The following is a 15,152-nucleotide window of genomic DNA, read 5'->3' as shown; positions in this document are numbered from 1 at the left end:
GTCACGCGGGGCAGGTCAGCCCGTCCACCGGTGCCGTTCCCTCGATCAGGTAGGCGTTGACCGCGGCGGTGACGCAGTCGGTCTTGGGGTAGGCGGTGTGCCCCTCGCCCTGCCAGGTGACCAGGACGCCGGACTCGAGGTCCCCGGCGAGGTCGACCGCACCGGCGAGCGGGGTCGCCGGGTCGCCCTCGGTCCCGATCACCAGGATCGGCGCGGCGCCCTGCGCGTCGCGCTCGGGCAGCGGCGTGCTGGGCGCGTCCCACGGGGTGCAGGCGTAGAGGCCGGCCGCGGCGAACGCGCCGAACAGCGGGTACCGCGCGTTCCACGCGCCGACCAGGTCGCGCACCTGCGCCTCGTCGACGTCCTCGGCGGAGTCGGCGCAGTTGATCGCCCGGTTGGCGTCGAAAAGGTTCGTGTAGCTCCCGTCGGGCAACCGGCCCGAGTAGCTGTCGGCGAGCGTGAAGATGCCGGCGGGCTCCCCGTTGCGGGCGGAGACGAGCGCCTGGGCCAGCTGCGGCCAGGCGTCGTCGTCGTAGAGCGCCGCGGCGACCGCGGTCATGACGACCCCCGCGGTGCCCTGCCGCGTCTCCTCCGGGGACAGGCTCGGAATCGGCGAAGCGGCGGTCGCGGCCAGCAGCTCCTCGAGGAAGGCGCGCGGATCGGCGCCCAGCGGGCAGCCGGAGACCAGCCCGGTGCAGCCGGCCGCGAAGGCGTCGAAGGCGGCCTCGAAGCCCTGCGCCTGGGCCTCGGCGTCGGCGACCTGGTCGGCGTCGGGGTCGACGGCGGCGTCCAGCACCATCGCCCGGACCTGCTCGGGGAACAGCTCGGCGTAGGTGGAGCCGAGCGTGGTGCCGTACGAGTAGCCCAGGTAGGTCAGCTGCTCGTCGCCCAGCGCCTCGCGCAGCCGGTCCATGTCGCGGGCGGTGTCGACGGTGTTGAAGGCGCCGAGCGCGTCGCCGTACTCCTCCTCGCACCCGGCGGCGACCTCCTCGGCCCGGGCGAAGGTCGCGTCGAGCTGCTCGGCCGTGGTCGGCCGCGGGTCGGCGGCCACGAGCTCCTCCTTGAGCTCGTCGGGGATGCACTCGACCGGCGTCGACAGGCCCACGCCGCGGGGGTCGAAGCCGACCAGGTCGAAGCGGCCGAGCACCTGCTCCGGCAGGGTCAGCGCCAGGCCGATGGCCGCGTCCGCGCCCGAGGCGCCGGGGCCACCGGGGTTGACCAGCAGCGAGCCGATCCGGTCGGTCTGCGCGGCCAGCCGGGCCCGCACCAGGAACAGCGGCAGCGTGGCGCCGTCCGGCTCGTCGTAGGTGATCGGCACCTCGGTGCGCCCGCACTCGAAGGCCAGGTCGCGGTCGGCGCCCGGCCGGCCGGCGAGCAGCTCCCCGATCTCGGCGTCGCAGTCGGTCCAGGCGATCTCCGGCGCCGGCGCCTCCGACGTCGAGGGCGCCGCGGGTGCCGACCCCTCGGAGGCGACCGTGTCGGCGAAGGAGGCGCAGCCGGACACGGCCAGGAGCACGCCGGAGAGGGCGGCCACCAGGCCGCGACGGGAACGCATGATCAACAGCCTATGAGCCCGAGGCCGGCCGTGCAGACGCCGGCCCGGCAGCGCTCAGCCCACGAACACCTCGGCGAGGTCGTAGCGCACCGGGACGTCGAGCTGGTCGTAGGTGCAGCTGCGGGGCTCCCGGTCGGGACGCCAGCGCAGGAACTGGCCGGTGTGCCGGAGCCGCCGCCCCTCTAGCTGGTCGTACTTGATCTCCACCACGAGCTCGGGCCGCAGCGGCACCCAGGACAGGTCCTTCTTCGCGTTCCAGCGGCTCTGCGCACCGGGCATCCGGCGTTCGCCGTCGGCCTGCAGCTCGGCGTTCGCCCACTCCCGCCACGGGTGGGTGTTCAGGGCGTCGGTGCGGTAGGGGGCGAGCTCCTCGACCAGCTCGGCCCGGCGGGCCATCGGGAACGACGCCGCGACGCCGATGTGCTGGAGCGCGCCCGCGTCGTCGTAGAGGCCGAGCAGCAGCGAGCCGATGATCGGGCCGCTCTTGTGCCAGCGGAACCCGGCGACGACGCAGTCGGCGGTGCGCACGTGCTTGACCTTGGTCATCAGCCGCTGGTCGGGGCCGTAGGGCAGGTCGGCGGCCTTGGCGACGACGCCGTCCAGCCCGGCGCCTTCGAACTCCTGGAACCAGCGCCGGGCGACCTCGGTGTCCTGGGTGAGCGCGGTGACGTGGACCCGGTCGTGCCGGCCGGTGTCGAGCACCTCCCGGAGCCGGGCCTGCCGCTCGGCGAAGGGCACCTCGAGCAGCGATTCGTCGCCGAGCGCGAGCAGGTCGAAGGCGACGAAGTGCGCCGGGGTCTGTTCGGCCAGCAGGGTGACCCGCGACTCCGCCGGGTGGATGCGCTGCAGCAGGGACTCGAAGTGCAGCCGGTCGCCCTGCGGGACGACGATCTCGCCGTCGACCACGCAACGGTCGGGCAGCGCCGCCTTCACCGCCGCGACCACCTCGGGGAAGTAGCGGGTCAGCGGGCGCTCGTTGCGGCTGCCGAGCTCCACCTCGTCGCCGTCGCGGAAGACGATGCAGCGGAAGCCGTCCCACTTCGGCTCGTAGAAGAGGCCGTCGCCGGTCGGCAGCTTCGTGGCGGCCTTGGCCAGCATCGGCTTCACCGGCGGCAGCAGCGGCAGGTCCATGCCGGGCAGTCAACCAGCCGGCGGCGACGGTGTGGCCGGACCGCCCCGTGCGGTCAGGGCGTCACCGGGCCGGCGTCCGCCACGTCGACGACGCCGGGCACCGGGACGGCGCCAGGGAACCGGTCGCGCAGCAGGTCCACCCCGACCTGCGGGTCGGCCGACCCGATCAGCGACCGCCGCTGCTCCCGCTTGCGCTCGGGGTCCAGGCCCATCGCCGCGTCGCGGTCGCGCTTGAGCGCCTCGTCGCACTCGCCCTCGCGGTTGAACGACCACATCAGCGCCGGTTCGCCGAGCGGCAGGGCATCGCCGGGCCGCCCGTCGTGCCGCCCGGTGTGCCACGTGTGCCAGGTCTTGCCGTAGCTGTTGACCAGCCGGGCGAGGAACGCCTTCTCCGCCGCGTCGGGCAGCCCGGGGGCGATCAGCTGCCCGGAGAGGATCTCGAAGTTGTGCGGGTGCCAGTACCCGCGCTCGTCGTCGGGCAGGGTGCCGAACAGCCGCTCGGAGACGATGTACTCGATGCCGATGAGGTTGGCCTCGCGGGTGTTGCCGTCGAAGATCACGCACTGCAGCAGGTCGTCGTTGACCACCCGGCAGTAGTGGTGGGCCTCCATCTGCATGCCCGGCTCGTCGCGCGCGCAGTGGAAGCCGACGACGTAGACGTCGAAGCCCTTCAGCGGGGTGGTGTCCTGCAGCAGCCGGGCGCCCAGCTCGAGCGCGGCCAGCCACGCACCCTTGCCCTCGCCGGCCGGGGACAGCGGGCTGCGCCGCTCGCGGATCGCCGGGTTCATGGACTCGCTCCTCGGGACGGGGTCGGTCGCCCGGCCCTACCCCGGCCCTCCGGGCGGCACGCGGACCGGTTCAGGTCCGCCGTGGCAGGGCGTAGCGGGTGAACAGGACGCCGTCCTCCTCGAGCACCTGCCGCAGCTCCGGCCGGACGACGGTGTCCTCGCCCGGCCCACCCGGGGCGGCGTCCAGCAGCCGCGCCGCGCCGCCCACCAGCGCGGGAGCGATCGTCAGGTCGAGCTCGTCGACCACCCCGGCGGCGAGCGCGGCGCGCAGCAGCTGCGGCCCGCCCTCGCAGGTCACCTGTGCCAGGCCGCGGTCGGCCAGCGCGTCGAGCGCCGTCGGCAGGTCGACGTCGTCGTCCCCGCAGACCAGCACGGTGACCCCGGCCCCGGCCAGCTCGGCCCGGCGGCCGGCGTCGGCGGCCGCGCAGGTGACCAGCAGCGTCGGCGCCGCCGCCAGCCGGTCACCCGGCGCCAGCGAGGCGCGGCGGGAGACCACCGCGATCGGCAGCGCCGGCGGGCGGCCGAGCCGGGCGCGCAGCCGGGCGACGGGGGAGTCCCCGCCGACCGGGCCGTAGCCCTCGGCCGCGGCCGTGCCGTGCCCGACGAGCACCACGTCGGCCAGCGCCCGCAGCACCCGGAACACCCGCCGGTCGCCCGGGGAGCCGAGCCCCGCGCTGCGGCCGTCGACGCTGATCGACCCGTCGAGGGAGACGACGAAGTCGACCCGCAGCGCACGCCCCGGCGGCAGCCGGTAGGCCGCGGCCAGCACGTCGTCGTCCAGGTCCGGCCCCGCAGGGGCGGGGAACAGCCGGCGCACGTCAGCGCGTGGTCAGGACGGCGGCGGACCCGGCCGGCAGCCGCACCGTCGACCCGTCGATCCGCGGGGCGTCGCCGGTGGCGAACAGGACGCCACCGGCCGGCCGGTCCAGCTCGATCTCCTGCGCCTCGCCGGCCAGGTTGACCGCGACCCGCAGCGATCCCCGGTGCACGACCAGCCAGCGGCGGTCCTCGTCGAACGCGACGGTGCCCGCGCGCAGGTCGGGGTCGACCAGCTCGGGGTGCTCCCGCCGGAGCGCCAGCAGCGTCCGGTGCACCTGCAGCAGCCGGGCGTGCGGCTCGCGGTCGGGCTCGGACCAGTCGAGCTTCGAGCGGGTGAAGGTCTCCGGGTCCTGCGGGTCGGGCACGACGTCGGCGTCCCAGCCGTGCTCGGCGAACTCGCCCTTGCGGCCCTCGGCGGTGGCCCTGCCGATCTCCGGGTCGGTGTGGCTGGTGAAGAACTGCCACGGCGTCGACGCGCCCCACTCCTCGCCCATGAACAGCATCGGGGTGAACGGGCTGGTCAGCACCAGCGTCGCACCGACCGCCAGCAGGTCGGGGGAGAGGGACGCGGAGATGCGGTCGCCGACGGCGCGGTTGCCGATCTGGTCGTGGTCCTGCAGGTAGCCGAGGAACTTCCAGCCGGGCAGGCGGGCGGTGTCGACCGGCCGCCCGTGGTGCCGGCGGCGGAAGCTCGACCAGGTGCCGTCGTGGAAGAACGCCCCGGTCAGCGTCTTGGCCAGGCCGCGCAGCCCGGCGTCGGCGAAGTCGTCGTAGTAGCCCTGCCCCTCCCCGGTGAGGACGGCGTGCAGCGCGTGGTGGAAGTCGTCGCTCCACTGCGCGGTCATCCCGAGGCCCCCGGCCACGCGGGGGGTGACCGTGCGCGGGTCGTTGAGGTCGCTCTCGGCGATCAGGGTCAGCGGTCGGCCGACGGCGACCGACAGCGCGTCGACCTCCCGCGCCATCTCCTCGAGCACGTGGGTGGCCCGCTCGTCGACGAGCGCGTGCACCGCGTCGAGCCGCAGCCCGTCGACGTGCATGTCCCGCAGCCACATCAGCGCGTTGTCGATGATGTAGCGGCGAACCTCGTCGGAGTCCGGGCCGGAGAGGTTGATCGAGCTGCCCCACGGGTTCGGGCCGCCGGTGCTGAAGACCGGGAAGAACAGCGGGAGATAGTTCCCCGACGGGCCCAGGTGGTTGTAGACGACGTCCTGGATCACGCCGAGACCGCGCGCGTGGCAGGCGTCGACGAAGCGCTGGTAGGCGGCCGGGCCGCCGTAGCTGTCCTGCACCGCGTACCAGCCGACGCCGTCGTAGCCCCAGTTGTGGGTGCCGTCGAAGGCGTTCACCGGGAGCAGCTCGACGAAGTCGACGCCCAGGTCGACCAGGTGGTCCAGCCGGTCGATCGCCGAGTCGAGGGTGCCCTCCGGTGTGTAGGTGCCGACGTGCATCTCGTAGACGACGCCGCCGGCCAGCGGCCGGCCCGTCCACGCCCCGTCGCCCCACGCGTACGACGACGGGTCGTACCGCCGCGACAGGCCGTGCACCCCGTCGGGCTGCCACCGGCTCCGCGGGTCCGGGCGCGGCGCGTCCTCGTCGTCGAGCAGGAACCCGTAGCCGGCCTCCGGCCCGGCCTCGACCTCGGCCCGCCACCAGCCGGCGTCGTCCCGGCGCATGTCGTGCAGGGCGCCGTCGACCTGCAGGCGTACCCGCTGGGGGAGCGGGGCCCAGACGGCGAACTCGACGGGTGCGGACATGCGGGCGCCTCCGGGCGGGGTGGGTGGGTTTCGGAGCGCGACCATCCTGCCCACCGCGGCGGTGCCCAATCCTGGTCGCGGTCCGCTCGGCCCACGGATACCGGCGCGCCGCAACTCGGGGGCGGTTCGCCGTCGGTGCCGGGCGGTACCTTCCGCGCGCAGCGGTACCAGCCGGTACCCATCGTGTACGGGGGCTCTCGTGTCGACGGTGCGCACCATCGTGTTCCCCGCCCTGCGCCTGCTGGTGTGGGGGGTCATCGCCGTCGCCCTGTGCGTGCTCGCCTTCGGCGGCAGCGGCGGCGGGCTCGGTGGCGGCGAGCCGGCGGCCGGGCCCGGCGCGCCTCCCCTCGACCTGGCCGAGCCGGTCGTGCCGGTCGGGCGGGGCAGCGTGGCCAACACGGTGACCGTGACCGGCACCGTCGTCGCCGACGCGGCCGTCCCGGTCCGGGCGACCGCCGCCGGGAAGGTGCACCGGCTGCTCGCCGCGCCCGGCCCCGTCGCCGCGGGCCAGCCGCTGGTCGAGATCCGCTGGGAGGAGGAGCGCGACCCCGCTGCCGGCACCGACGCCGACGGCAACCCGACGGTGACCCCGCAGAAGCCGCGGATCCGGTCGGCCGCGGTGCCGGCGCCGGCGGCGGGCACCCTGGCCACCGACGTCCTCGTCGACCAGATCGTCGCCGTCGGCGACCGGATCGGCACGGTGGCCCCGGGCTCCCTGTCGGTCACCGCGACGCTCACCCAGGCCGAGCAGTTCCGGCTGCTCAGCCCGCCGTCGACGGCGCAGGTCGAGGTGCAGGGCGGTCCGGCGCCGTTCACCTGCGAGCGCCTGGTGCTCGGCGCGCCGGTTCCCGGCGGCCGGCCGCAGGACGACGCCGGCGCGGATCCCGGCACGGGCGACCCGGGCGCGGGCACCGGAGGGGGGACGACGGCGCGCTGCGCGGTGCCTCCCGGGACCACCGTCTTCGCCGGCATGGCCGCCTCGGTGGTCATCGCCGCGGGGACGGCCGAGGACGTGCTCGTCGTGCCGGTCACCGCCGTCCAGGGCTCGGTGCAGGCCGGCAACGTGTGGGTCGTCGGCGAGGACGGCGAGCCCGTGGAGCGGCCGGTCACGCTCGGGTTGACCGACGGCGAGCAGGTCGAGGTCCGCGACGGCCTGGCCGAGGGCGAGCAGGTGCTGCAGTTCGTGCCGCTGCCGGACGACACCCCGGTCGACCCCTACACGGGGGAGCCGATGACGGCGGGGCCGTTCGGATGAGCCTGCTGTCGCTGACCGGGGTCCGCCGCGAGGTGCCGTTGCCGGACGGGTCGGTGCTGCCGGTCCTCACCGGTGTCGACCTCGACGTGGCCCCCGGCGAGCACGTGGCCGTCGTCGGCCGCTCCGGCTCGGGCAAGTCGACGCTGCTCAACATCCTCGGCCTGCTCGACACGCCGACCGCGGGCGCCTACCTGCTCGACGGCGAGCCGACCGACCGGCTGCGGGCCCGCCGCCGGGCCCGCCTGCGCGGCGAGGTCTTCGGCTTCGTCTTCCAGCAGTTCAACCTGCTCCCGCGGCGCACCGCCGCCGAGAACGTGGCCGCGCCGCTGCTGTACGCCCGCGGCCGCGCCTTCCTGACCCGCGGCCGCGCAGCCCGGGAGGTGCTCGACCGGGTCGGCCTGGGGGCTCGCGCCGACCAGGTCCCGGAGCGGCTCTCCGGCGGGGAGCAGCAGCGGGTCGCCATCGCCCGCGCGCTCGTCCGCCGTCCCCGGGTGGTGCTGGCCGACGAGCCGACCGGGGCGCTCGACGTGGAGACCGGCGCCCGGGTCATGGCGCTGCTCACCGAGATCACCGCCGAGACCGGTGCAGCCCTGGTGACCATCACGCACGACCTGTCCGTGGCCGCGCTGGCCGGCCGCCGCTACCGGCTGGAGGCCGGGCTCCTGGCACCGCTGGACGCGCCCGCCGACCTGCACGCGGCGACGGCGGCGCGGACCGGCACGGGGCTGGTCGGCACGGGGCAGGTCGGCGCGGTGCCGCCGGGCGAGGCGCCCGCGTGATCGCCGTCCTCGGGGTCCTCACCGAGGCGTGGGGCGAGGTGCGGGTGCACAAGTCCCGCGTCGTCCTCTCGCTGGTCGGCGTGTTCCTCGCCGTCTTCGCGATGACCACGGTGACCGCGCTCGGCCTGATCGTCGCGCAGGTGCAGCAGGAACAGGCCGAGCGGGCCGGCGGCCGGGCCGCCACGGTGAGCGTCTCCGCCTTCGACCCGGCGACCGGCCTGCCGCCGGACCCGGAGGAGTGGGACGCCGCCGTCGCCGGGCTGGTCGAGCGCCACGGCATCGCGACCGCCGCGACCATCAGCTGGGCCGACGGGCTGTACCGCCTGCCGTCGGGCACCCGGCTGGTCAGCACCCGGCGGGTGACGCCGTCGTACGGCTCGCTGCACCGCGTGGTGCCGATCGAGGGCCGCTGGCTGCACGAGGCCGACCGGACCAGCCTGTCACCGGCGCTCGTGGTGAACGAGGCCTTCCTGGCCGCCCTGGGCGTGCCGGACCTGTCGTCCCGGCCCACCGTCGTGCTCGGCGGGCCGCGGCCGGTCCGCGCCGCCATCGTCGGGGTGGTCCGCGAGGGGTACGGCGACGAGCTGGTGGTCTACCGGATCGACCGCTCGGGCGGGCCCTGGGACCAGCCCGCGGCCGCGGGTGCGGGCGCGTACCAGGCGCCGCCGAGCCTGGAGCTGTGGGTGCCGCCGGAGCAGGCCGACGAGGTCGTGGCCACCGTGCGCAACGACCTGCAGCTCGCCCTGCCGGGGGTGCAGGTGGACGCCTGGCGGGTGGACTCCGAGGGGATGGCCGAGACGCTCGCCGTGCTGCGGCTGGCCATCCGCGGAGCGGGCGTCGTCGTGCTCGTGCTCGGCGGCCTCGGCGTGCTCAACATCGGGCTGGTGACGGTGCGGCAGCGGATCCGGGAGATCGGCGTGCGGCGCAGCTTCGGCGCCGGCTCCGGGCGCATCTTCGCCGCGGTGATGCTGGAGAGCGTCTGCGCCACCGCGGTCGCCGGCGTCGCCGCCGTCGGCGCGTCGATCGTGCTGGTGCGCGCCCTGCCGCTGCAGGACTGGCTGGGCCAGGGCATCCCGCTGGCCGACGACCCGGGGTTCCCGGTCGCCGCGGCGGTCGAGGGCCTGGTGGCCGCGACCGCGGTCGGGGCGCTCGCCGGCCTGCTGCCGGCGATCATCGCCGTCCGCGCCAGGGTGATCGACGCGATCCGCTACTGAGCGGGCGGGGCGGTGCCGGCCGGACCGCGGCCGGCCGGCACCGCCGCTGCTCACAGCACCAGCTGCTGGCCCACGGAGATCACGTTCGGGTCGCCGACCGTGGCGCGGTTCTTCTCCCACAGGGCCTGCCAGCCGCCGGGCACGCCCTGCGCCGCGGCGATGCTGGCCAGCGTGTCGCCCGTCTGGACCGTGTAGCTGCCGGACGACGGCGCCGGGGCGGGCGCCGGAGCCGGGGCGGACGCCGGCGCGGCGGCGGGCGTGACGCCGTCCCGCAGGTACTTGCCGCAGTGCGGCCAGGCGCCGATGCCCTGGCCCTCGAGCACCCGCTCGGCGACGGTGACCTGCTGCGCGGGCGTGGCCAGGTCGGCGCGCGGCGCGAATTCCCCGCCGCCGTAGCCCGCCCAGGTGGGCTGGGAGAACTGCAGGCCGCCGTAGTAGCCGTTGCCGGTGTTGATGTGCCAGTTGCCGCCGGACTCGCATTCGGCGACGCCGCTCCAGTCGTGCGTCGCGGCCTGGGCGGGGGAGGCCAGCAGGACGAGACCGGCGGCAGCGGCCCCGAGGGTCACCGTGCCGCCGCGGACGAGCCGGCGGATCCGGGCATGGCGGGGCGCAGAGGGCTGTGACATGGACGTGTTCCTCCGATCGCCGCCGGCGAGGTGAGCTGTCGGGTTCGGGCGATCGGTGTGCCCGGCCGCGGCGCGCGGCTTCACCCCGAGGCGCGCGCGGGCGCGCGCCGGGTTGGGTCCCCCACCCCCGTCCTGATGTCTGGTGCGTAGGTCAGGTGCCGGCGGACGGGGTTGGGCGGGCCGGCACCTCGCGCCCGTCCGGTGGGGCCCGAGCGCGGGCATGACGGTAGAGGGGTGGCGGGGGTGCCGTAGGGCGGCCTCGGCGTGTCGGATCACGACACGCCGCGCAATGTCACGACACGCGGACGAACCGAGTGCTGATAGTTAGAGACCTGTCACGGAGTGTCGCGGATGAGCAGGGCCGCGGGCAGGTGCGCGAGCACCTCGCCGACCCGCGCGCCCTCCGCGGTCGACACCACCCGCGTGCCGGTCACCAGATCGCGCCACCCCCCGGTCGGCAGCCGCAGCGACGTGTCGCCCCACCCGCCGGCGGCCAGGGCCACCGGCAGCCGGGTGGCCACGGTCACCGCACCGCCGCGGTCGAAGGCCACGAGGCACCCGGCCGCGTCGCCCACCACCGCCACGGGCTCGTACCCGGTGAACAGCTCGGGGGAGTCGCGCCGGGCGCGCAGCGCCCGCGAGACCACCAGCAGCTTGGCCGCCCCCGTTCCGTCCACCTCCGGGACCGCCCCGGCGTCGAGGTCCGCCAGCAGCCGGCGGCGCAGCCCGTAGTCGACCGGACGGCGGTTGTCGGGGTCGACCAGCGAGTGGTCCCACAGCTCGGTGCCCTGGTAGACGTCGGGGACGCCGGGCATGGTCAGCTGCAGCAGCTTCTGCGACAGCGAGTTCGACCAGCCGAACGGGGCGATCCTGGCGACGAATCGCTCGATCGCCGCGGCGGTGTCCGGGTCGTCGAACGCGGCGTCGACCATCGCGTGCAGCGACTTCTCGAACGCCTCGTCGACGTCGGTCCACCGCGTCGACAGCCCGGCCTCGCGCGCGGCCTTCTCGGCGTAGCCGTGCGCCCGCTCGCGCGACACCGGCCACGCCCCGACCAGGTTCTGCCACACCTGGTGCGCCAGCGGGCGGTCGGCGAGCGGGTGCGTGGCCAGCAGCCGGCGGACCAGCTGCGCCCACTCCGTGGGCAGTTCGGCGAGCACGGCCAGCCGGGCGCGGGTGTCCTCGCTGCGCTTGGTGTCGTGCGTCGACAGCGTCGTCATCGACCGCGGCCGGCCGGCCGCCCGCCGCCGCTGCGCCTCGTGGAAGTCCTCGACGGTCAGCCCGAACCGCGCCGGGTCACCGCCGACCTCGTTGAGGACGACGAACCGCGCCCACCGGTAGTAGGCGGTGTCCTCGACGCCCTTGGCCATGACCGGGCCGCTGGTCTGCTCGAACCGCGTCGCGGCCTCGGTGCCGGCCTGCGCCAGCACCGGGTGCAGCGCGTCGACGGCGGCCACCAGGTCGGGGCGGCGGTCCCGCACGGCGGCGACGGTCGCGTCGAGGTGCTCGCGGCCGTCGGGCAGGTAGGTGCGGTAGACCGGGAAGGCGGCCAGCAGCTCGGCCAGCGCCTCCCGCTGCCTCGCGGCGTCGATGCCGGGCAGCTCCCCGATCACCCGGACCAGCCGGGCCACCTCGGAGCCCAGCATGCCGTCGGTGATCTCCCGCTTGCAGGCGTGCACCAGCGCCGCGTAGTCGACCTCCCGGCCGGACAGCTCGGTGTCCAGCGCGGTCAACGCCGCCTCTCCGGCCGGGTCGACCAGCACGCCGTCGACCTCCGCGAGGGCGTCGTACCCCGTCGTCCCGGCCGCCGCCCAGCTCTCCGGCAGCTCCTCGCCCGGCTCGAGGATCTTCTCGACGACCGTCCACCGGCCGTCGGAGGCGGCGGCCAGCCGGTCGAGGTAGCCACGGGGATCGGCCAGCCCGTCGGGGTGGTCGATGCGCAGCCCGTCGACCGCGCCGTCGCGGACCAGCTCCAGCACCAGCGCGTGGGTGGCGTCGAAGATCTCCGGGTCCTCGACGCGCAGGCCGGCCAGGGTGTTGATGGCGAAGAACCGGCGGTAGTTGAGGTCGCGGTCGGCGCGCCGCCAGTCGACCAGCTCGTAGTGCTGGCGGGCGTGCACCTCCTGCGGCGTCCCGCCCTCCGTGCCCGGGGCGACCGGGAAGCGGTTGTCGTAGTAGCGCAGCTCCGGACCGTCGTCGCCCTCGGCCAGCTCCAGCCGCGCGACGTCGTCGGCGGAGCCGAGCACGGGGATGCGGACCCGCCCGCCGCCGGCGTCCCAATCGACGTCGAACGCCGCGGCGTGCGCGCTGCCCCGCCCGTGCCTCAGCACGTCCCACCACCACGGGGCGGCGGCCGGGTCGGCGATGCCCATGTGGTTGGGCACGAGGTCGAGCACCAGCCCCAGACCGTGCTCGTGCAGCCGGGCCACCAGGCGGTCGAGCCCGGCGCGTCCGCCGCGGGCCTCGTCGACGTGGGCGTGGTCGACCGTGTCGTACCCGTGCGTGCTGCCCTCCGCGGAGCGCAGCAGGGGGGACGCGTAGGCGTGCGTCACCCCGAGGGCGGCCAGGTAGTCGGCGATCTCCGCGCCGTGGTCGAGCGTGAACCCGGAGGTGAACTGCAGCCGGTACGTGGCCGCCGGCACCTGCCGCCGCCGCTCGGCGCCGTCCCCGCTCACGGAGTCCGTGCTCACGGTGCCGCGCTCAGCACGACCATGGCGCGGGCGGCCACGGTGATGGTCTCGCCGTGCTTGACCTCGATCGGCTCGACCCGGTTCATCTCCGCCGTGTCGAGCACGACCGACCAGGTCGTCGCGTAGTCCGCCGGCGGCACGGTGAACTCGATCGGCTCGTGGTGGGCGTTGAAGGCCAGGTAGAAGTGGTTGTCGACGACGTCCTCGCCGCGCTCGTCGGTCGACCGGATGCCGAGGCCGTTGAGGTACATCGCGATCGACTTGGCGAACGAGGCGTCCCAGTCGTCCTCGGTCATCTGGTCACCGGACGGCGTCAGCCAGGCGATGTCCGGGACGGGGGCACCCTCCGGACGGCGCACCGGGCGGCCGTGGAAGAAGCGGCGCCGCCGGAAGGTCGGGTGGTCGTGCCGCAGCATGGTGACCGCGCGGGTGAACTCGAGCAGGCCCTCGTCGACGTCGTCCCAGTCGATCCAGGTCAGCGGGGAGTCCTGGCAGTAGCCGTTGTTGTTGCCCTGCTGGGTGCGGCCCAGCTCGTCGCCGTGCAGCAGCATCGGCACGCCCTGGCTGAGCATCAGCGTCGCGATGAAGTTGCGGCGCTGCCGGGCGCGCAGGGTGAGCACCTCGGGGTCGTCGGTCTCGCCCTCGACCCCGTGGTTCCAGCTGCGGTTGTGGCTCTCGCCGTCGTTGCCGTCCTCGCCGTTGGCCTCGTTGTGCTTCTCGTTGTAGGAGACCAGGTCGTTGAGCGTGAAGCCGTCGTGGGCGGTGACGAAGTTGATGCTGGCGACCGGACGCCGCCCGGAGTGCTGGTACAGGTCGGAGGAGCCGGTGATGCGGCTGGCGAACTCGCCGACCGTGCCGCCCTCGCCGCGCCAGAAGTCCCGGACGGTGTCGCGGTACTTGCCGTTCCACTCCGTCCACAGCGCCGGGAAGTTGCCGACCTGGTAGCCGCCCTCGCCGACGTCCCACGGCTCGGCGATCAGCTTCACCTGGCTGACCACCGGGTCCTGGTGCACGAGGTCGAAGAACGCGGCCAGCTTGTCGACGTCGTGCAGCTCGCGGGCAAGCGTCGAGGCGAGGTCGAACCGGAAGCCGTCGACGTGCATCTCGGTGACCCAGTAGCGCAGCGAGTCCATGATCAGCTGCAGCGAGTGGGGCGTCCGGACGTTGAGCGAGTTCCCGGTGCCCGTGTAGTCCATGTAGTACTGCTTGTCGTCCTCGACCAGGCGGTAGTAGGCCCGGTTGTCGATCCCCTTGAAGGACAGCGTCGGGCCGAGGTGGTTGCCCTCGGCCGTGTGGTTGTAGACGACGTCGAGGATGACCTCGATGCCCGCCTCGTGCAGCGTGCGCACCATGCCCTTGAACTCGGCCACGTGCATGCCGTTGCTCGTGTTGCTGGCGTACTCGTTGTGCGGGGCGAAGAAGCCGATCGTGTTGTAACCCCAGTAGTTGCGCAGGCCCTTCTGCTGCAGCGTGTCGTCCTGCACGAACTGGTGCACCGGCATCAGCTCGATCGCCGTCACGCCCAGGTCGGTGAGGTGCTCGATGATCGCGGGGTGGGCGATGCCGGCGTAGGTGCCGCGCAGCTCCTCGGGGACCCGCGGGTGCGTCATCGTGAGGCCCTTGACGTGGGCCTCGTAGATGACGGTCTTGTGGTACGGGGTGCGTGGCGGGCGGTCCACGCCCCAGTCGAAGTAGGGGTTCACCACGACCGACTTCGGCATGTACTTCGCCGAGTCCTGGTCGTTGCGCTTGCCGCTCTTGAAGTGGTAGCCGAACACGGACGGGTGCCACGTCACGCCGCCGTCGACCGCCTTCGCGTACGGGTCGAGCAGCAGCTTGTTGGGGTTGCAGCGCAGCCCCTGGGCCGGGTCGTAGGGCCCGTGGACCCGGAACCCGTACCGCTGGCCGGGCTGGATGCCGGGCAGGAAGCCGTGCCAGACGAACGCGTCCATCTCCGGCAGCGTGTGGCGCGTCTCCCGGCCGGCGTCGTCGAACAGGCACAGCTCGACCTTGTCGGCCACCTCGCTGAAGAGCGCGAAGTTGGTTCCGGTGCCGTCGTAGGTCGCCCCGAGCGGGTAGGCGGTACCGGGCCAGACCTGGGTCATCGTGCGCGTTCCTCCTGCGTGGGCACCCGGTGTGTACCGGTGGCCGCTGTGTGGTCGCCGCGCCCGCGGACGGGCGGCGGTCGAGCGGTGTCGTGGGCGGTGCGGGGGCGGGCTCCGGGCTCGGTCGCACCCGGCGTCCGACCCCGCATGCCCGCCGACAGCCTGCCGCACACCTCGGACGGCCGCCGGGAGAGGGAACTCACCCCTGGGGGCCGGGCAGGGCGGGCCGGTGCCGCTCGCCGCCCCCCGGACGACGACGCCCCCCGCGGCCGGGACCGCAGGGGGCGTCGTGCGCAGGTCCGGCCGGGACACGGATACCGCGTCCCGGCCGTAGGGGCGGGCGGGCCGGGGTCCGTCCTCGCCCGGCGACGCCGGGTGGCGCTGGTCCCCGACCGGACCCGCTCCTGCGACCGAGCACGCTAGGCCCGCTGCCCGT

Annotated in this window: 11 protein-coding genes and 1 riboswitch; of the genes, 3 read left to right on the top strand and 8 right to left on the bottom strand. The window is 74.8% G+C overall.

The annotated features are described in order from the left end of the window. Position 1: 1 nt before the first annotated feature. From OF117_RS01600 to treZ, 5 genes are all read right to left on the bottom strand, one after another. A complete protein-coding gene (locus OF117_RS01600; RefSeq protein WP_263551038.1) occupies positions 2–1,555 on the bottom strand; it encodes an alpha/beta hydrolase in 1,554 nt (517 codons plus the stop codon). Positions 1,556–1,609: 54 nt separating this feature from the next. Further along, a complete protein-coding gene (locus tag OF117_RS01595) occupies positions 1,610–2,686 on the bottom strand; it encodes an ATP-dependent DNA ligase (RefSeq protein ID WP_263551037.1) in 1,077 nt (358 codons plus the stop codon). 53 nt (positions 2,687–2,739) lie between these two features. Beyond that, positions 2,740–3,474 carry an OBAP family protein gene (locus OF117_RS01590; protein WP_263551036.1) on the bottom strand — a complete coding sequence of 245 codons (735 nt, stop codon included), beginning with the start codon at positions 3,472–3,474 and terminating at the stop codon, positions 2,740–2,742. A gap of 70 nt (positions 3,475–3,544) precedes the next feature. Beyond that, positions 3,545–4,291 carry a dihydrofolate reductase family protein gene (locus OF117_RS01585; RefSeq protein WP_263551035.1) on the bottom strand — a complete coding sequence of 249 codons (747 nt, stop codon included), beginning with the start codon at positions 4,289–4,291 and terminating at the stop codon, positions 3,545–3,547. Position 4,292: 1 nt separating this feature from the next. After that, positions 4,293–6,047 carry a malto-oligosyltrehalose trehalohydrolase gene (gene treZ, locus OF117_RS01580; RefSeq protein ID WP_263551034.1) on the bottom strand — a complete coding sequence of 585 codons (1,755 nt, stop codon included), beginning with the start codon at positions 6,045–6,047 and terminating at the stop codon, positions 4,293–4,295. 208 nt (positions 6,048–6,255) lie between these two features. On the opposite strand from treZ, the gene OF117_RS01575 reads away from it, so the two are divergent. From OF117_RS01575 to OF117_RS01565, 3 genes are read left to right on the top strand one after another with little or no spacing between them, the layout of a single operon-like run. Further along, on the top strand, positions 6,256–7,302 hold the full coding sequence (locus OF117_RS01575) for a hypothetical protein (RefSeq protein WP_263551033.1): 1,047 nt from the start codon (positions 6,256–6,258) through the stop codon (positions 7,300–7,302). Continuing rightward, a complete protein-coding gene (locus tag OF117_RS01570) occupies positions 7,299–8,081 on the top strand; it encodes an ABC transporter ATP-binding protein (RefSeq protein ID WP_263551032.1) in 783 nt (260 codons plus the stop codon). Before OF117_RS01575 ends, OF117_RS01570 begins: the two co-directional genes overlap by 4 nt. Further along, a complete protein-coding gene (locus OF117_RS01565) occupies positions 8,078–9,295 on the top strand; it encodes an ABC transporter permease (RefSeq protein ID WP_263551031.1) in 1,218 nt (405 codons plus the stop codon). The genes OF117_RS01570 and OF117_RS01565 overlap by 4 nt, the downstream gene beginning before the upstream one ends. A gap of 50 nt (positions 9,296–9,345) precedes the next feature. On the opposite strand, the gene OF117_RS22120 is transcribed toward OF117_RS01565, so the two are convergent. The 3 genes from OF117_RS22120 to glgX form a co-directional block, all read right to left on the bottom strand. Then, entirely contained in the window at positions 9,346–9,921 is a 576-nt protein-coding gene (locus OF117_RS22120) for a transglycosylase family protein (protein WP_318014205.1), read from the bottom strand. Positions 9,922–9,926: 5 nt separating this feature from the next. Next, positions 9,927–10,076, bottom strand: a riboswitch (cyclic di-AMP (ydaO/yuaA leader). Between the two features lie 180 nt (positions 10,077–10,256). Continuing rightward, positions 10,257–12,611, bottom strand: coding sequence for a malto-oligosyltrehalose synthase (gene treY, locus OF117_RS01550; protein ID WP_263551030.1), 2,355 nt, complete (start codon positions 12,609–12,611; stop codon positions 10,257–10,259). Beyond that, positions 12,608–14,716 carry a glycogen debranching protein GlgX gene (glgX, locus tag OF117_RS01545; protein WP_263551029.1) on the bottom strand — a complete coding sequence of 703 codons (2,109 nt, stop codon included), beginning with the start codon at positions 14,714–14,716 and terminating at the stop codon, positions 12,608–12,610. The genes treY and glgX overlap by 4 nt, the downstream gene beginning before the upstream one ends. Between the last annotated feature and the right edge of the window lie 436 nt (positions 14,717–15,152).

The organism is Geodermatophilus sp. YIM 151500 (assembly GCF_025716945.1).
Lineage (GTDB): Bacteria > Actinomycetota > Actinomycetes > Mycobacteriales > Geodermatophilaceae > YIM-151500.
This window is presented reverse-complemented; position numbering and strand designations above follow the sequence as displayed.